This window comes from Enterococcus sp. DIV2379 (assembly GCF_050542965.1).
Taxonomy (GTDB): Bacteria; Bacillota; Bacilli; order Lactobacillales; family Enterococcaceae; genus Enterococcus_D; species Enterococcus_D entomosocium.
Window position 1 is genome coordinate 101157 of record NZ_CP172938.1, and the last position, 17198, is coordinate 118354.

Below are 17198 nucleotides of genomic sequence, written 5' to 3' on the forward strand. Positions count from 1 at the left end.
GAAGCAATAGAAATTGCTAGTTTTAAAGGAATTGCTTCAGAACCAGAACGATCGAAGCGTACACAAAATAAGGAGGATTTCACATGCACAACAGAAACCTAACGATTATTGGCAGTTACGACACTCGAACAGAAGTATTACCGGTTATTGAGCAATTGACAAACGAAGGCTATGGCAAAGAGGATATCGTGCTGTTTGCGAATCAAACAGTCATCGATCAATTTGGGTTAGAATCCATCGACGATGTGGAAGTGGAGCAGGCAGCTAGTGAGGATGAAGATCGTTCGCTTTGGGAAAAAATCAAAGATGCTTTTTCTTTCGGCGATTCCGATCATAGGCATGATGAGCATGATCCATTATATGGTTATCGTGATGACCTTGAACGAGACAAACTCGTTGTCGGCGTCTACGATTATCAGCCGATGGACAAAATAACCGATCGTGATGCAGATACTGGTCCGATCATCGATCAACCGTTACCAGGCGAAACAGCAATGCCAGATGAGTCCGTCCATCCAACGCCCCGCATGGGAGACAGCGATATTGAAGCACCGATCCATGACCCCAACCATCTGCGTAACTTATAAATAGAAGGGGTTAAACAATAAAGGAATCATTAAAGCCAGAGGAACAAGCATCCGTCGCACCTGCCAACCCTTAGTGAAGGGATGGGCCCGCAGGTGATCGACCGTCGCCCTCGGGCTTTTTTTGTTGCGCAACGGGCATTCATGTCTTTGTCATCTTTGAAAATAAAACTTAATTTGTTGACGATTGCTTTTTTTTGTATAATATAAGAATGAGATAGATCATTGACGGAAGGTCCAACCATATTTTTGGGAAAGGATGGGGAGTGCGATGAAATTCAAGTTCAATATGCAGTCGGCATTAGTCAGTTGTTTTGTTGCGGTTTTTTTGAGTGTGGCGATCAATCAAGATGCCAATGCCTTTGTGGCTGCGCCCTTTGTACGAGATTCTTCCAGTAGTTCCTCCGAGCCACCTTACCAGACAGCAAGCAGCAGTATCGAAGAAACCTCTGATTCCAGTCAGATTTTTTATGAAGCCAGTGTTAGTTCTTACACATCGCCTTCAACGACTAGTCGCTCGATCGAAGCGTCGACAAATGAAGGCACGTCTGTTTCCGTAAGTGAAGCAGAGACAGAGCCTAGCGTCAGCACTTCTGCAAGTAGCGAAAGCAGTTCGAGTACCGCGCCGAGTGGCGGATCAACCACCACCAGCGATACTTCTAGCAGTAGCGCTAGCAGCAGTTCTTCAAGCTCTTCCAGTACGAGTTCGACCAGTACTACAACAAGCAGCTCCAGCAGTGAAACGACTGAGCCGTCTTCAGAAACCTCCAATAGCGACGACGAAGCTGCGGAAGATACGAGTGAAAATGTTGATCTAACAGTCGAAGGGGCTCACTGAGCCTGACTGTAAAAATCAATCTCATCTAAAGGGACCATTTCAGCTAGGCCTTGAGCCTAGCTTTTTTATTTGCTTATGGTCAGAGCCACGAACACACCAAGTGTACGAAGGATGCGCGATTCCTCACTCTGAGACTTCAAAAAGTAGCAAAGAGGAAGGTTTTTTGGAGGATTGCTGGAACAGAAAAGAGCTGTCTTACGTTTTTATTCACTGCCTCCATAAAAAAAGCTGCACTTGCAAGCATATCATAAAGTGATTCTGAGTAGTTTCGCTATAATAAGTGCGAGGAGGGGTGTTATGGGAAAGTATTTTAAGCACTTCGAAAAAATGATTAGTGTTGTGGTTGATATTATGTTAGGACTGTTGGTTCTGTTGGTTTTGGTGGTGATGGCGGAAGCGATCTACAAAATCGTTGTCCATGTGATCCCACTGCATGAAGTTAGCGATCTTTCTTTATTGATCGAAGAGATCGCGACATTGTTTATTTTACTGGAAATTATTTTGATGTTATTGCGTTACGTAAAAGAAGGTCACCATATTCCGGTGCGTTACTTGATTTTGATCAGTATCACAGCAATTTTAAGAGAGCTGCTTTTAGCGCAAGGAAAAGGGTTAGAAACGCTCTTTTTGGCGTTAGCGATCTTGGTCTTGATCATTGTGCTGCAGGCGTTGGAAAAACTCAAAGCCTTTCATAGTTCCAAAGGACTGTAAAAAAAATCATCCGATTGGTTGACGAATGACTCGTCAAGGGATCGGATGATTTTTTAATTCTTCAAAAAGCACTCGGCTTTCTTGCTGCAGCCGCTTGCCGATATCTGTTTGGCCTACCGTTGTTCTTTCCGTTTGCCGCACGACGATTTTTTTCTGAGTGACGATGTCACGTCGCTGCTGGATGGCTTGCTGGCGATCTGTAAAGGGTTGATGCGCCGCCAAGGTCATGCCGAAGGAATTTGACAACAGCGTGTAACCGGCAATGCCTGTGACTGATTGGTAGGAGCGAGAGAGTCCGCCATCGATCACCAACAAACGACCATTTGCCTTGATGGGCGTCTCGCCTTTACGCACTTTGACAGGGGTATGGCCATTGATGATGTGACCTGTCGACGGCAGACCGAAGGCAGCTAGGACACGGCAGCAGAAGTCTTCGTTTTCCCTTAAAGAATAATAGGCATTTTTTTGTTCCGTATGAGTGTTGCGATCTGCTATAAAGTAGCGCTCAAAGGTTTTCATGGCTTTTTTGCCGAAGAGGGAAGAGCCTTCGCCACACCAAAGATACCAGATCATATCGGTGGCAAGGTCTGTTTGGTTTTCTGGTTGGGCAAAACTTTCCTGCAAACATTGCTGAAAAAAGTCCATCAACGCTTTGCCTGCTAAGGGCTGCTGCTGGAAAGTAAAGGCCAGGAAATCGCCGTTTTCCCGACAAGGCAGGCAGCCGTGATACAGTAGGTTGTCGTTGAAGCGCTGGTACAATGTGCCATGCTCGACCAAAAAGCGCATATGCGCAGCTAAGCGGGGCGAGCGTTGAAATTGGCTCAGCAAATCTTGCAATACTTCATGTTCTTCGGCTGTCAAACGGTAAGGATCATCGGGATCTACTAGTTGAAAACAGCCGTTGATCAAAGGATAGGTCTGGTCTAGCTGGATTTGTTGTCGATCTTGAGACAAGCGATGCAATAAGCAGCGCTCTGCCATCGCAAATGCCGGTCGCCGCTGGATCACGGCTGCTTCGACTTTGAATTGGATGATGGCAAATGCCTGCTGCAAAAGCATGGCGGCTTTTTTTTGCTGGCTTGATAAAGGGTCCACTGTTTTTTGCGGATAAAAGCCGGCATTTTCTGTGTAATATTTTTGGCTAAAAGCCAGTGCTTTTGATAGATCGATCCCATAACCATCTTGTAATAATGCCAAATTGCCGTAGCGAGCAGCGATGCGGATCGTATTGGCCAAACAGGGCAGCGAGCCGCAAAAGCTACCGATCCACAAGATATCATGGTTGCCTAGCTGAATATCCAGTGAAGGCAAAGTCATCAAGCGATCGACGATTTTGTCTGGCGCCGGTCCTCGATCATAGATATCGCCTAAGACATGGAGATGGTCCACTACGAAACGCTGAATCAAGTACGCCAGTTCTTGGCAAAAAAGCGGGGCTGCCTCTAATTCAATGATCTTATCAAAAATCGCCTGATAGTAAGCTTCTTTATTGAAGTCGGCATCATATTGGTACAACAGCTCTTCTAAGATGTAAGCAAAAGAAGTCGGCAATGCTTTGCGTACCTTGGAGCGTGTGTATTTACTGGAAGTAAAGCGGGCAACTTTCACTAGCTGTGCCATCTTCAAGCGCCAATCGGCAGGGGTCCAGGCCTGTTCTTGTAATAGCTCCTCTGGATAATAAATGACAAAACAGAGTTCGGTCTGTTCTTCTTTCGTCAAGACACCGGTAAACAAAGTCTCGACTTTTTCTCGAATACTGCCAGAACCATTCCGCAAAATATGGTCAAAGGCATCGTATTCGCCATGCAGATCGCTGACAAAATGCTCGGTAGCTTTCGGCAGCTGCTGGATGGCTTCCAAGTTGATGATCTCGGTCAGGTTTGCCAAGGTGTCTTTATTGAACATGGGCCTGTTCTTTGGCTTGTTCTTCAATCAGCATCGCGCTTTCTTCAATGGAGCGTTTGCTGACATCGATCACCGGAATGTTCAGCTTTTTGAACCATTCATTCGCGTAGGCTAATTCTGCTTCGATTCGTTCACAATTGGTGTAATGGGTTTCTTCTTTCAAGCCCAATGAATGCATCCGGGACCGCCGGATTTCCGTAAGGGATTCTGGATTCGTAGTCAAACCGACCATTTTCCGTGGGTCTACTTGGTGCACTTCGGCTGGCAAAGCGACTTCAGGAATCAAAGGCAGATTCGCCACTTTGTAGCCGCGATTTGCCATGTATAGGCTCAATGGGGTCTTTGAGGTTCGCGAAACCCCTAATAGGACAAAGTCAGCATCGAGAAATCCCCGTGGGTCTTTGCCGTCGTCGTATTTCACCGCAAATTCCATCGCGGCCACCCGGCTGAAATATGCTTGGTTCAAGCGATGCAAGGCACCAGGCTCTTGGACGGCTTCTACACCGAATGTTTTTTCCAGCATCGTGGTCAAGGGCGACATAAAGTCGACATGCTGCAAACCAGTCCGTTTGGCAAAGGCATCAACAAAAGCGACTAATTCTTTATTGACTAAGGTGGTAACGACGATCGATTTGTCTAGCAAGGCATCTTTGAGGATCTCGCCTAAGCTCTCTTCATCATTAGTAAAGGGAAAGAGCTGGATATCTGAAAGGTCGATCGTGGGAAACTGCGCGGAAACGGCGGCGATCAGCTTTTGTGCCGTTTCGCCTACGGAATCTGAAATCAAATATATTCGAACGTTCTTCATTGTTTTTGCCCCCTAAAAGTGTGTGTTGTCACTGTCATTGCCTGCTTGAATAAAGTAATTCATCAGCCGCGTCTTCGTGATTTTGCCGATGACTTTTTTTGGTTCCTGTGGATCGACCACTGGCAAGGTATCGACTTCATGTCGTCCTAACAACGTACCAGCCGTCAAGATCGTTTCTTCCGGTGTGATGGTCACGATGTTTGGCATGCGAGTCATGATCATCGCTACGGGTGTTTTTTCCGGTGCGGCATTGCTGATCGCAAAGCGCAGCAGATCTTTGCGGGAGAGTACCCCAATCAGTTCGTCTTGGTCATTTTTGACATAGAGGGAACCGACATCGTACATAAACAAAGTCGTGACTGCTTCATAAACGGAGACCGTTTGTGAGATCAGCAACGGTGGGATCATGACTTCTGCAACTTTGGTATGGTAGAGTTTTTCGAAAAGCAAAGGCTCAACGGTTTGTCCTGTATAGAAATAGCCGACTTTCGGTCGAGCGTCTAATAAACCGGTCATGGTCAAAATCGATAAGTCATTCCGCAAGGTTGCGCGGCTCAAACCCAACTGCTTCGCAATGGTCTCCCCACTGATCGGCTGATGCTCTTTGACGATCTCAATGATTTTCATTTGTCTTTGGCTTAATTCCAATGTGTCACCTTCTTTCTTTTATGTGCTATGCTATTGATTATATGATTTTCCGAATGAAAAGGCAATCCTTCTCTTTTAAAAAGGATAAATCCCTTAAAAGTTTTCTTTTTTTGGCTTGACGATTAAATGTGCCATACTATATACTGCTAATTAATCGAAATAGTATATAACATTTAAAAGGAGGAACATGATGGAAAAAGCAGTCGTATGGTTTTCAGAAGGCACGAAAGAGCAAAAAGCATTATTAGGCGGGAAAGGGGCAAATCTTGCGGAGATGACCAATTTGGGTTTGCCTGTTCCTCAGGGATTTATCGTCCCGGCCACCATTTGCCTGACCTATTTAGAAGAACAGGTTCTTCCTGAGGCGATCATCAAGCAAGTCAAAGCTGCCATCGAAGAATTGGCAGTCCGCAGGAACAAAACATTTGGCGGACTGCACTCGCCGTTATTGGTTTCTGTCCGAAGTGGTGCCAAGTTTTCCATGCCAGGGATGATGGATACGATCTTAAACCTTGGGTTGAATGATGAAACCGTCCAAGGGTTGGCTCAGCAGACGGGGGACCCCGTCTTTGCTTATGATTGTTACCGCCGTTTGATCCAGATGTATGGGGATGTGGTGAAAGGTGTAGCAAAAGAACACTTTGAAGCCTATTTGACAGATTATAAGAAACGGCAGAATTATGTGTCAGACCAAATGATGACCGGCAATGACTGGCAAATGATCTGCCGCGTGTTTCAAAGTATTTATATGGAACATACCCAAGAAGCGTTTCCCCAAGACCCGTTTCAGCAATTATTGGCAGCCATCACGGCAGTTTTTCGCTCATGGAACAACCCACGGGCTAAGACCTACCGTTCCCTCCATCGGATCCCTGACGATCTAGGGACTGCCGTAACGATTCAAGAAATGGTTTTTGGCAACAGTGGGATAAATAGTGGGACGGGTGTCGCCTTTACCCGCAATCCAGCAACCGGGGAACCGGGACTTTTCGGCGAATTTCTAGTGTGTGCCCAAGGGGAAGATGTGGTTGCTGGCATTCGTACACCACAACCGATCCAAGCGTTGGCGCAACAACATCCTGTGATTTATCAGGAACTAAAGCAACTGGCTGAGGGTTTGGAAGATCACTATCAAGACATGCAAGACATTGAATTTACCATCGATGACGGCCAGTTGTTTGTCTTGCAAACAAGAAACGGCAAACGAACCGCCGCTGCGGCAGCGCAAATTGCAACGGATATGGTCGCAGAAGGTCGGATCACCATCAGGCAAGCCTTAGACCGAATCACACCAGAAATGATCGATCAATTGTTGCACCCGTTATTTGCCCCCGAAGCCTTACAGCAAGCCGAAGCCTTTGCGCAGGGCTTGCCGGCTAGTCCAGGGGCAGCTTCAGGACATGTCTATTTCACTGCAGAGGCGGCGGAAAAAGCCAGCCGCACAGGAGAAAAAGTCCTGCTGCTGCGGCAGGAAACCTCACCTGAAGATATTGAAGGCATGGTGGTGAGTGAAGCGATCATTACCGCTCGTGGGGGGATGACTTCTCATGCGGCGGTGGTCGCCCGTGGTCTGGGGGTCTGCTGTGTGGTAGGGTGCGAGGCATTAAGTGTCGATGCATTTTTGAAACAGGCCCGCTGCGGCGAGCTGTGGATTGAAGAAGGTGACGTACTTTCCGTAGACGGCAGCACTGGCAAACTGTATCAAGGGCAGCTGCCTATGACCAGTGTACAGGAGCGGGTTTTGCTGGATCAGCTTTTGACGTGGGCACAAGCCCAGGCAGATCTAAAGGTTTACGCAAATGCGGAAACGAAAAATGACATTGAGGCTGCGCTGGCCTTTGGTGCAGCGGGCATCGGCTTAGCACGGACGGAGCATATGTTTTTTGGGGAAGCGCGTTTGTGGAAAATGCGGGAAGTTATCTTGGCAGAAACGAAGGCGGAACGATTGGCGGCTTTGGCTGAGATCAAGGCTTATCAAAAAGCCGATTTCCAAGAAATGCTGCAGGCCGCGCAAGGAAAGAAATGCACGATTCGGTTATTAGATCCACCACTCCATGAATTCTTGCCCCATGAGCATGAACGCCTTGAGATGGCCCGCCGCAGTAAAAAATCATTGGCAGTGATCGAGCGGCGAATTGACGAACTGCAAGAGGTCAATCCTATGATGGGGCATCGCGGCAGCCGTTTAGGACTCAGCTATCCAGAAATTTATGAAATGCAAACAGCGGCGATTTGTGAAGCGGCTGTGGAGTTGCGGCAGCAAGGAGTCGAGGTAGAGGCGGCGATCTTATTGCCCCTGATCAGTTTGCCCGCAGAGCTGCAGGTGTTGAAAGAGACGTTGACACAGGTGATCGCTCAAGCAGAAGCAACCCTTCAGCAACCGTTGCACATCGAGATCGGGATGATGATCGAGACGCCTAGAGCGTGCTTGATTGCTGGGGAGTGTGCTGAAGAGGCGGCGTTCTTTAGTTTTGGTACCAATGACTTGACCCAAATGACCTTTGGCTTTTCGCGGGATGATGCCGGCAGCTTTATCCAAGCCTATTTGCAGTCGGGGATCTTACAAGAAGATCCTTACCAGCACTTAGATCAGGTAGGTGTTGGCGCGTTGATGCGTCAAGCGATCGCCGGCGTAAGAGATCGGCAGCCAGAGCACTCGATCGGTGTTTGTGGCGAAGTCGGCAGCGATCCCTATTCTATTGCGTTTTTGCGAGAGATCGGCATCGACTATGTTTCTTGTTCCCCATACCGGATCCCTGCTGCTTGGTTAGCGATCGCCCAATCAGCCCCCATCATCGAAGAGGCGTCAGTGAGCACCCGCTAAAATAGGAGAAAAAATACACCGCAGTCCACTAGCAAGGTTCACTTGCTTGGTGGATTACGGTGTGTACGTACAGCTTTGTCCTTACAGGGGCTGATCCGTTTTTTGGATCGCAGGTTTGCGTCCTTTTAAATACCAAGTGATTCCAATGACATGGGCGAGGTAGATGGCAGCGAGGACGAAACGTACCAGCAGATTAGGGATCAGCAGTGCAGGAATTGCAAAGACTACCAGCATCATGGCAAACATCCGAACCATTGCCTTGGTGCTCAGCTGTTTTTGTACGAGTGGTTTTTCAATGTATTTTTGATAATTTTCTGATTGAACCAAGCGTTGATAATAGGTATCGGAACTCCGCAGCCAGAAATAAGCCGTCAGCAAGTAAAAGACGGTTGTAGGTAAGAAAGGCAAAAATATTCCTAAAGTACCTAAACCGAATGTCAGTGATCCACAAAGAAAAAACAGTGTTTTTTTCAAAAGTAACCCTCCTTATTTGGGTGTTTCGTATCTTACCCTCAGTATAACGGAGGAGGGGCTGCTTGAACATGCGTTTTGTGCTTTTCCCCGTTTTTTAGCGGCAATAAGAGTTTTTCTTCCCCTTACTCCTGCTTTTTTGATAGACTAGAAACAACACAAAGGGGGAAGCAGCATGGAAACGATTGAATTGAATACCGGCATTCAGATTCCAGTGATCGGCAGCGGGACGAATACATTTGGGAAAGAAAACCGAGAATACCAAGGTGCGATCAATGATGATACGACAGAGCTATTGACTGCCATCAAGCTTGGGTATCGGCATTTTGATACGGCGATTTCTTACCGCAACGAAGCCGTGGTTGGCAAAGCCATCAAGGAAAGCGGGATTGACCGCAGCGAATTTTTCCTGACTTCTAAGATTCCTGGCAAACCAGAGCATACGCAAGATGCAGCTGCCGTGAAAGCGTCTGTCGAAGCGAGTTTAGCAGCCTTGCAGACGGAATCGATCGATCTTTATTTGATCCATCATCCGTGGGACAACTTGGCAGAGATCGCCGCTGTCTGGGCGGTTCTTGAGGCTTATGTCGATAAAGGAGTCTTAAAAGCAATCGGGGTGTCCAATTTCCAAGAAGAAGAACTCAGCTATTTATTGGCAAACAGTCGGATCAAACCAGCGGTCAATCAGATCGAATCGCATCCAGGCAAGTGGAACGACGCGATCATCGCCTATTCCTTAGCCAATCAGGTAGTTCCAGAAGCCTGGGGTCCGCTTTCCCGGATTTCGGAAGCGGCACGGGAAACCTTGACCCAAATCGGGGAAGCGCATCAAAAAAACTGGAGCCAAGTGGTCTTGCGTTACCAAATCGAGCGTGGGGTGATCGTGATTCCGAAATCCCATTCAGAAAAACATCAAGCCGAAAATTTAGCGCTCTTTGATTTCGCTTTGACGGCGGAAGAAAAAGCCGTCATCAAAGAATTATAGGCAATAGAAGCGGTCCTATTAAAGGGACCCTACAGCCAGTGCGGAAACTTCCGTGCTGGCTATTTTTATGCAGTCGCAACGCTCCTTGATGACTGAGGAGCTTTTCTATTCGTTACAACAGCAACCGTAAGCCTTAGCAAAAAAGAAAATGCGCTTGCAGCCGTTTCTGACAATGAATCCTCTTAAATATTCAAAGAAATGACCGATTATCCTTACTAAGGGTCGTCTACGGACGAGTCTTCAGTGGATCGTGTGAAATTGGAAATGAAGGAGTGGCACAGTTGTGAAAAAAAGAAAAAAGACGATAGGAATTTATGTGATGATCACCTTGATGCTGGTTGCGGGGATCCCGATCATTGTCATGCTGACAAGTTCCTATCTAACCACCAAGAACTTATTGATTGAACGAAATGATTTGAACAAAGAAAGTGCCGTCAATTTGATCTTGGCGGAAGAAAAGAGTTTGCGCCGATCGACGGAAAGCAAATTGAAATCAATGGCTGAACTGCCAGCGATGAAAACAGAATTCAGCATGGGACGTATCCGTTCAGATCTTTCTTTAGCGATTGCTGGGAGCAACAGCTTCTTAGCAGTAACTTTTGGGACAGAAGATGATGAGTATGTGACCTTCAATCCCTTACCGGATGACTATAAACCCACAATTCGGCCGTGGTACAAAGGGGCTGTAAAAGCCGAAGGAGAAGTGTATTGGACAGCACCTTATTTAGATACGGTGTCGAATCAATTTGTGACGTCGGCTTCGATCCGGGTCAAAAATTCCCATAATCAAGTGGGGGTTTTAAGCGTCGATGTTTCCTATGAAAGCATTCAAAACATCTTGTCTTCCTTTACCGTAGGGCGGACTGGGAATGTCACCTTAGTTTCAGAATCTGGGGTCATCGTGACCTCAAAAAATACCAAGCAAATCGGTAAGAATATCAAAGAAGAAGAAGTGTTCCAAAAAATCAAAGACGCCAAAGATCCGACAGGCATGGTTGGCTTAGGCGACTCGAATAAAGTCAATGATGTGTTGTATGACAAGTCTGCTGATTCCAATGTTTGGGCGTACTCCGAAGTCAAAGCTAGTGATCTAGACAAAGAGTTAGGGGCGTTAGTCCGCACCACGATTATCGTTACGATCTTGATGCTGCTCTTTGTAGGACTGGTTTCGTATGCCGCGATCAAAGTAGTCGCAGCGATCATCGATTGCTTCAATCGCTACTTTAGAAAAGTCGGTGAAGGCAAACTAGAGAAGATGAGCAAAACCAAAAGAGCCAAAGGCGAAAAATGGACATGGGATCAACTGGCACGCCGAGTTGTATATCCAGACAAAGCAGGCAATGAGATCCAGCAAATGGCGGACAATTACAATGTGATGATCGAAGGCACGGGTGCATTGATCCAAAAAGTACAAAAAGAAAGCAACAGTGTCGCAGGAATGTCGGATTCTTTATTAGAATTGTCAAAACAAACCAATATTGCGACAGAAGAAGTCTCTCAAACCATTACGGGGATAGCTGAAGTGACCGGTGCTCAAGCCCAAGAAACAGAATACAGCGTGTCACAAATGCAAAATCTGTCGCAAGTCGTGAAAGAATTACGAGAAAATGTTGGCGGCATGAGCAGCAAGTCACAAGAATCTACGAAGATCAATCAAGAAAACTTAACGATCATGGATCAAGTCGATGACAGCTGGCGACAAGAGTTGGCACAGATGGAGCGTTTGATGTCGAACATGACGGGAATGAATGATAGTATCCAAAACATCAACTCGATCATTGGGGTCATCAACGATATTTCTTACCAAACCAACTTGCTAGCCTTGAATGCATCGATCGAAGCCGCAAGTGCAGGTGAGTCGGGCAAAGGCTTTGCCGTCGTGGCTGCTGAGATCCGTAAATTGGCGGAACAAAGCAAGGCTTCTACCAAAGAGATCGAAGCGATCATTGAAGAAATTCGTGAGCAGTCTAGTCAAATGGTCAAACAAACGTCGGCGTCTGTCAAAGGCGGCGTTCGCCAAACCAACTTGATCAAAGAAGCGATCTCGTCTTCAAAAGAAGTTTTCCAACGCAGCAGCTATATGATCGAAGGCATCCATCATATTGAAGCAGCCAGTGCCCGTATCGAAAACATTCAAAACAGTGTACTGGAAAACTTAGAAAACATTTCCGCATCAACGGAAGAAAATGCCGCTGGCACACAAGAAGTTTCCGCAAATGCAGAAGAAGTCTTGGCAACCATGGATGAATTTACCAACCATGTGGCAGACCTCAGAGACATTGCAGAAGAGTTGAAGCGATTGACCAATCGTTTTGAAGTGGAGAAATAAATCAAGCAAAAAAATCACTCATCAGCTATTCGCAAGAATGGCTGATGAGTGATTTTTGTTTGTTGAGGAGGAGACTACAAAAAAAACAAGACGAATGTTGCTCATCTTGGCTTTTCATAATGATATTTATAAAACCTTATTACGGGCTATTGTGTCGTTTCGGTCCGCTGGATGATCATCTCCACGCGGCGGTTTTCCGAGCGGCCTTGTGGGGTGTTGTTATCGGCTTTCGGTTCGGTATCGGCAAAGGCTTGGATGGCAGCATTTTTTTCTAAAACGGCGCCTTTGCTGATGAAGTATTCCATAACGGTAATCGCACGAGCGGAACTAAGATCCCAGTTAGATTGGTAGCGACCATTGCCTTTTTCCGGTACGTTATCGGTATGCCCGGCGATCACGATTTTGTTGGCTTTTAGTTTTTTCAGTGAGTCCGATAGTAGATCCAGTGACTGACGAGTGGTGTCCGTGATCTCGGCGCTACCAGAGGCAAACAAGATGCTGCTGGCTAGCGTGATATGCAAGCCATCGGATTCCAAGCGGACTTCTGTCTGGCCTTTTAAGCCAGAAGCGGCGAGTTCTTGTGACAGCTGGTCGCTGATTTTTTCTAGCTGCTGATTTTCCAGTTGGGTCCGGACCGCTGCTTCTTGCGCTTGTGCTTCAGCAGAAGTGGCGGCTTTTTTTCGCGGCGTGGTCTCGCCCATATCGATCACTGACCCGATGACGGAGGCGTTGCTGTGGTGGCTGGAAAGGATGGTGCCGAATTCGCTTCGGATTTCTTGAAACTTCTCATCATCGACTTTCGCCATGGCAAACATGACGATGAATAAGGCCAGCAGCAAGGTCAACATATCCGAGTAAGGCAAAAGCCACGCTTCGTCTACATGTTCTTCATGTTTCTTTTTTCGCTTCATGTCGCTTCACCCTTTATAATTGTTCTTGCCGTTTTTTCGGATCGATCAAGCTGTATAATTTTTTCTCAATACTTTTCGGCGATTGTCCGGCTTGGATCGCTAAGACCCCTTCAACGATGATCGACATCATTTGGACTTCTTGCTCCGATTTCAAAGTTAATCGTGAGCTAAAAGGAATGAACAGCACATAACCGAAGAAAATACCATAAAGGGTCGCCACAAAAGCCGCCGAGATCATATGACCCAGTGCTTCTACATCCTCTAAATTGCCTAGCGCCCCTATCAGCCCGATCACGGCTCCTAACACCCCTAAGGTCGGGGAACTCGTGCCGGCGGTTTTAAAAATAGCCGAGCCGATGCGATGCCGTTCTTCGATCCCATAGATCTCATTTTCCATGATTTCTTGGATCTGTTCGGCAGCGATGCCATCCACCACCATTTCCAAGCCCTTTTTTAAAAAAGGATCTTCTAAGTTTTGGATAGCACCTTCAAGAGATAGTAGGCCATCGCGCCGAGCTTGGTTAGCTAATTCAACGATGGTATTGATGGTTGTTTTTAAGTCGTATTCTTTATTTTTCAGCAGAACGCCGAAGATCTTCGGGATTTTTTTGATATCACTGCTGGGAAATGAATTGATAACGGCTGCGATCACACCGACGAAAATGATGATCGCGGCTGCCGGATTGATCAAAACGGCCACATTGGCACCTTTTACAATCATCCCAACCACCACAGATATCAATCCTAAAATAATACCGATCAGCAAGAAAAAATCCATTTGTTGCGTCCTCCTAAATTCTATTTCCAGGTTTTAAACCCTCATTTATTTTATCGGTGAATTAAAATCATTCTTAATAGCAAAAAAAAATAATCCAAAAAATAACTAAAATAAATTTTCTGTTTCTCCTTTTTTTGTTCTTTTTTTGACAAGTTTCGTCAAATTGTTGAAATGGTACAGCTTGCAATTTTTGTGAATATTTATAGATGGTACCGTTTTTTTTCGTGAAGCGTTTCTCAGGGTTTGTCATGTCAACAGGCACAAATGAAAATTTTTTAATCAATTTTTCGAATAATACTTGTTTTTTTATCAAAAAACTGATTTTGATCAAAAGGCATAGATATGCTTGTAAAACGCTTTATATCGATCGTTTGCTTTTTATAACTGGGGACGAAATTGCGATGAAACAGTGTTTAACAAATAACATAACACGTCTGTAACTTAAATGTCATATCCGTAAAGTTGCAAAAATCAAATTGTAAAATAAAAATAATTCTACTATAATGACATCACGTCTTCTTGTTTTTTTAATCTATAACAAAAAAATAAATAAATATATTTGTTTCTGTTCCATCGATGAAAAAAACGTTTGGTACAGAAGGTGGAAGGAGCAATTATTGTTGGATACCTATGATTTATTAAAAACAGCTATGAACGTTTCTGCACAACGCGCAGAATTGATTTCGTCTAATATCGCTAATGTCAACACGGATGGGTACAAAGCAAAACGCATCGTGTTTGAAAGCGAATTAAAGCAGGCACTCGCTTCGTCAGGGACCGACGCTGTAACAGAAGCGTCAGTTTCTCAAGTAAAACCGAAAATCACTGAAAATGCAACTACCAGTATCAAAGACAACGGCAATAACGTGGATCTTGAGGTAGAGATGTTGGATCAAGCAGCCAATGGGTTGTATTACAGTGCATTGACCGCACAAGTCAACGGACGCTTACAAATGATGAACCTTGTCTTGAGTAATTGATAGAAAGCGCAGGAAAAACAAATGGGTATATTTAACGGACTAACGATCAACGCGAGCGGTCTAGCATTGGAACGGTTAAAACTAGATACGATCTCCAGCAATATCGCAAATGTAAATACAAATCAAACACAAACAACCGCGGCTTATCAAAAAAAGAGTATTCTTTTTTCAGAAAATTTAAAAAATAGTCGTGAAGGAACACCGGCTACATACGGTGTCAAAGTGACGGGGATCGCTGCCGATGAGACGGAAAAACTGACCTATGATCCTACCAATCCCGCTGCCAACGCTGAGGGATATGTCGGTCAATCAAATGTGGATATTGCCGATGAAATGGTGGCAATGTTGCAAGCGGTTCGAACGTACGAAGCCAATGTTTCTGCTTCAGAAATGAATAAAACAATCTTGAAAAAAGCATTAGAAATATCAAAGGGGTAACGAGAAAATGGATGGACTTTTAACGACAGGATTAACAGACTACCAAAACGTTTTGCGGACACTAGGCACGGGGGCTGCTTCAAACGAGACTAGTGTTGTGGGCACCAAGGAAAACCAGTTTTCTTCCTACTTGACCAATGCGGTCGATCAGTTGAATCAAAAAACGGCGGTCATGGATCAAGATACTGTCAATTTGATCACCGGCGATGAAAGCGATCTAGGCAATGTGATGATTCGCATGACGGAGGCGCAATTGGCGCTACAAACAGCCGTTCAAGTACGAAACAAGTGTTTAGAAGCTTACAATGACGTGAAAAATATGCAGTTTTAGCAGTGGGTGAGGGAATAAGAATAAATGATGGATAAAGTGAAAGAATGGACAGAACAACTCAAAGACCGTTGGCAAATGCAAAGCTCTTTAAAGAAAATGATCGTTGTTCTTTCCGTTATCAGCGTTCTCGGAATCACAGCAGCTGTTTATTATTTAAATACGCGAATTGAATACGGTATCTTGTTTACGGATCTAAGCGATGCCGATGCGGGAACGATCAGCAAGGATTTGGATGAACAGCAGATCGCCTACAAATTAGCCGACAATGGGACGACTATTTTGATCGATAAGGACCAAGTCGATGAATACCGCATCAATCTTGCCGTGGACAATAAGTTACCAAATACCAGTACAGGCTTTGAATTATTTGATGATGCCAACATGATGACAACGGATGAAGACCGCAAAATCATGTATCAGCGGGCAGTAACGGGCGAACTACAGCGAGCAATCGAGTCGATCGATGCGGTCAAATCCGCCAAAGTTTTACTCGTGATGCCAGAAGAAAGTGTCTTTTCTTCGGAGGAAAGTGCGCCGACGGCCTCTATCGTGTTGTCCTTGAAAAATCAGCAAATCTCAGACGAGTCCGTGCAAGGGATCGTTACCTTGACTTCCGGCGCAGTGGAAAAGCTGAAGCCTGAAAATGTAAAAGTCGTTGATAGCGCGGGCAATACGTTGACTAGAACCGAAGATGAAGCCAGTCAATTAAGTGGCTTAAACAATAAATACATTGCCATCAAAGATTCCTATGAAAAAACGCTAGAAGAAAAAGTAGCGAAGTTGCTGACACCGATCTATGGTGCAGACAAATTCCAAGTGTCGATCAATTTAGACTTGAATTTTGATTCGATCGAGCGGAAGAAAGTCACTTATGATGACCCAGAGATCAAGAGTGAAACAGTGCAGGCTGCTGGTTCGCAAGGGACCGTCCAAGAAGCCCAAACAGGGACTGTGGATGACAATGTCTCCAATGTGACGGGCACGGACGGAGAGGGGAACAATTCCTACAGTCGCTCCGTTGAAAATGAATTGGATACCGAGACCACTACGACCATTACGGCTCCTGGCATGATCGAACGAATGACCAGCTCAATCGTGATCAATGCGAACCTTTCGCAAGCGGATCAAGCAGAATTGCAGCAGTTGATTGCTAGCGCCGTCGGCTATGACAATGATCGTGGCGATCAAATTGCGATCCAAGGGTTTGACTTTGCCCAAGCAGAGGTTGATCCAGCCGCTGATCCTCAAGGGAATGAACAGATTGCAGCTGCCAAAGGTTATGTCAAGTATGCCATCATCGGCGGTATCGTGTTGACCTTGTTCTTGGTGATCTTAATGATCGTTGGCGTGATCCGACGCCGACGCAAAGAAGACGAGTTGGAAGTGGATGTGACGGATGAAATGGTCACTTTTGCACAACCATCCGCTGCTAGCATCGGAGCGATTAACCCGGTTGCACAAGAAGTCGTTTTTGGCGGTGTCGGTAACCGGTCTGCTGAAACGAAACCAGCGGTGCCAGAAGCATCCACACAAGAAGCCACAGCAGAACATACAGGAGAACCAACATTGGATCAAACGGCTAGAAATTATGCCGAAAGCAATCCTGAAGTAGCGGCGGAATTGATCAAAGCTTGGATGAAAGAAAAATAAGGGGGCA

At 45.7% G+C, this 17198-nt stretch carries 16 protein-coding genes; 10 read left to right on the top strand and 6 right to left on the bottom strand.

The window, feature by feature from the left end; all coding sequences use genetic code 11:
* Window positions 1-83 precede the first annotated feature (83 nt).
* The 3 genes from IGI92_RS00450 to IGI92_RS00460 all read left to right on the top strand — a co-directional run bounded on the left by IGI92_RS00450 (window position 84) and on the right by IGI92_RS00460 (window position 2133).
* The gene (locus IGI92_RS00450; protein ID WP_008376644.1) at window positions 84-587 is read left to right on the top strand and encodes a general stress protein; all 504 of its coding nucleotides are present in this window, start codon (window positions 84-86) and stop codon (window positions 585-587) included.
* 268 nt (window positions 588-855) lie between these two features.
* Window positions 856-1422 (top strand): hypothetical protein, encoded by a 567-nt coding sequence (locus IGI92_RS00455; protein WP_005232821.1) that lies wholly within the window; start codon window positions 856-858, stop codon window positions 1420-1422.
* Between the two features lie 297 nt (window positions 1423-1719).
* The gene (locus IGI92_RS00460) at window positions 1720-2133 is read left to right on the top strand and encodes a phosphate-starvation-inducible PsiE family protein (protein ID WP_430607607.1); all 414 of its coding nucleotides are present in this window, start codon (window positions 1720-1722) and stop codon (window positions 2131-2133) included.
* A 33-nt stretch (window positions 2134-2166) separates the two neighbouring features.
* Here IGI92_RS00460 and IGI92_RS00465 read toward each other — a convergent pair whose 3' ends face one another.
* The 3 genes from IGI92_RS00465 to IGI92_RS00475 are packed head-to-tail and all read right to left on the bottom strand — an operon-like array spanning window position 2167 to window position 5494.
* Entirely contained in the window at window positions 2167-4038 is a 1872-nt protein-coding gene (locus IGI92_RS00465) for a fructose-1,6-bisphosphatase (RefSeq protein ID WP_086298938.1), read from the bottom strand.
* Window positions 4028-4846 (bottom strand): pyruvate, water dikinase regulatory protein, encoded by an 819-nt coding sequence (locus tag IGI92_RS00470; protein ID WP_005232818.1) that lies wholly within the window; start codon window positions 4844-4846, stop codon window positions 4028-4030. The genes IGI92_RS00465 and IGI92_RS00470 overlap by 11 nt, the downstream gene beginning before the upstream one ends.
* A 12-nt stretch (window positions 4847-4858) precedes the next feature.
* A complete protein-coding gene (locus tag IGI92_RS00475; protein ID WP_005232817.1) occupies window positions 4859-5494 on the bottom strand; it encodes a helix-turn-helix transcriptional regulator in 636 nt (211 codons plus the stop codon).
* Window positions 5495-5684: 190 nt separating this feature from the next.
* Here IGI92_RS00475 and ppdK point away from each other — a divergent pair, with 190 nt between their 5' ends.
* The gene (gene ppdK / locus IGI92_RS00480; RefSeq protein WP_086298939.1) at window positions 5685-8318 is read left to right on the top strand and encodes a pyruvate, phosphate dikinase; all 2634 of its coding nucleotides are present in this window, start codon (window positions 5685-5687) and stop codon (window positions 8316-8318) included.
* Between the two features lie 81 nt (window positions 8319-8399).
* Here ppdK and IGI92_RS00485 read toward each other — a convergent pair whose 3' ends face one another.
* Complete coding sequence (locus tag IGI92_RS00485) at window positions 8400-8792, bottom strand: YbaN family protein (RefSeq protein WP_005232815.1); 393 nt, start codon at window positions 8790-8792, stop codon at window positions 8400-8402.
* Window positions 8793-8964: 172 nt separating this feature from the next.
* Here IGI92_RS00485 and IGI92_RS00490 point away from each other — a divergent pair, with 172 nt between their 5' ends.
* Window positions 8965-9774: an aldo/keto reductase family protein gene (locus IGI92_RS00490; RefSeq protein ID WP_086298940.1), complete on the top strand. Its 810-nt coding sequence runs from the start codon at window positions 8965-8967 to the stop codon at window positions 9772-9774.
* A 283-nt stretch (window positions 9775-10057) separates the two neighbouring features.
* The gene (locus IGI92_RS00495) at window positions 10058-12103 is read left to right on the top strand and encodes a methyl-accepting chemotaxis protein (RefSeq protein WP_016611618.1); all 2046 of its coding nucleotides are present in this window, start codon (window positions 10058-10060) and stop codon (window positions 12101-12103) included.
* A gap of 146 nt (window positions 12104-12249) precedes the next feature.
* On the opposite strand, the gene IGI92_RS00500 is transcribed toward IGI92_RS00495, so the two are convergent.
* Window positions 12250-13014 (bottom strand): OmpA family protein, encoded by a 765-nt coding sequence (locus IGI92_RS00500; RefSeq protein ID WP_430607612.1) that lies wholly within the window; start codon window positions 13012-13014, stop codon window positions 12250-12252.
* 13 nt (window positions 13015-13027) lie between these two features.
* A complete protein-coding gene (gene motA / locus IGI92_RS00505; protein WP_005232810.1) occupies window positions 13028-13792 on the bottom strand; it encodes a flagellar motor stator protein MotA in 765 nt (254 codons plus the stop codon).
* Window positions 13793-14412: 620 nt separating this feature from the next.
* On the opposite strand from motA, the gene flgB reads away from it, so the two are divergent.
* The 4 genes from flgB to fliF are packed head-to-tail and all read left to right on the top strand — an operon-like array spanning window position 14413 to window position 17191.
* Window positions 14413-14772, top strand: a complete 360-nt coding sequence (flgB, locus tag IGI92_RS00510; protein ID WP_034872092.1) for a flagellar basal body rod protein FlgB — start codon at window positions 14413-14415, stop codon at window positions 14770-14772.
* A gap of 21 nt (window positions 14773-14793) precedes the next feature.
* Window positions 14794-15210, top strand: coding sequence for a flagellar basal body rod protein FlgC (gene flgC, locus IGI92_RS00515; RefSeq protein ID WP_005232807.1), 417 nt, complete (start codon window positions 14794-14796; stop codon window positions 15208-15210).
* A 7-nt stretch (window positions 15211-15217) separates the two neighbouring features.
* The gene (gene fliE / locus IGI92_RS00520; protein ID WP_005232801.1) at window positions 15218-15541 is read left to right on the top strand and encodes a flagellar hook-basal body complex protein FliE; all 324 of its coding nucleotides are present in this window, start codon (window positions 15218-15220) and stop codon (window positions 15539-15541) included.
* A gap of 27 nt (window positions 15542-15568) precedes the next feature.
* Window positions 15569-17191: a flagellar basal-body MS-ring/collar protein FliF gene (gene fliF / locus IGI92_RS00525; RefSeq protein WP_430608471.1), complete on the top strand. Its 1623-nt coding sequence runs from the start codon at window positions 15569-15571 to the stop codon at window positions 17189-17191.
* The last annotated feature ends 7 nt before the right edge of the window (window positions 17192-17198 follow it).

Bases quoted from the DNA above. Each gene is read 5' to 3' on its own strand.
- IGI92_RS00450 (WP_008376644.1), top strand. From the start codon at position 84: ATGCACAACAGAAACCTAACGATTATTGGCAGTTACGACACTCGAACA.
- IGI92_RS00455 (WP_005232821.1), top strand. From the start codon at position 856: ATGAAATTCAAGTTCAATATGCAGTCGGCATTAGTCAGTTGTTTTGTT.
- IGI92_RS00460 (WP_430607607.1), top strand. From the start codon at position 1,720: ATGGGAAAGTATTTTAAGCACTTCGAAAAAATGATTAGTGTTGTGGTT.
- IGI92_RS00465 (WP_086298938.1), bottom strand. From the start codon at position 4,038: ATGTTCAATAAAGACACCTTGGCAAACCTGACCGAGATCATCAACTTG.
- IGI92_RS00470 (WP_005232818.1), bottom strand. From the start codon at position 4,846: ATGAAGAACGTTCGAATATATTTGATTTCAGATTCCGTAGGCGAAACG.
- ppdK (WP_086298939.1), top strand. From the start codon at position 5,685: ATGGAAAAAGCAGTCGTATGGTTTTCAGAAGGCACGAAAGAGCAAAAA.
- IGI92_RS00490 (WP_086298940.1), top strand. From the start codon at position 8,965: ATGGAAACGATTGAATTGAATACCGGCATTCAGATTCCAGTGATCGGC.
- IGI92_RS00500 (WP_430607612.1), bottom strand. From the start codon at position 13,014: ATGAAGCGAAAAAAGAAACATGAAGAACATGTAGACGAAGCGTGGCTT.
- motA (WP_005232810.1), bottom strand. From the start codon at position 13,792: ATGGATTTTTTCTTGCTGATCGGTATTATTTTAGGATTGATATCTGTG.
- flgC (WP_005232807.1), top strand. From the start codon at position 14,794: ATGGGTATATTTAACGGACTAACGATCAACGCGAGCGGTCTAGCATTG.
- fliE (WP_005232801.1), top strand. From the start codon at position 15,218: ATGGATGGACTTTTAACGACAGGATTAACAGACTACCAAAACGTTTTG.
- fliF (WP_430608471.1), top strand. From the start codon at position 15,569: ATGGATAAAGTGAAAGAATGGACAGAACAACTCAAAGACCGTTGGCAA.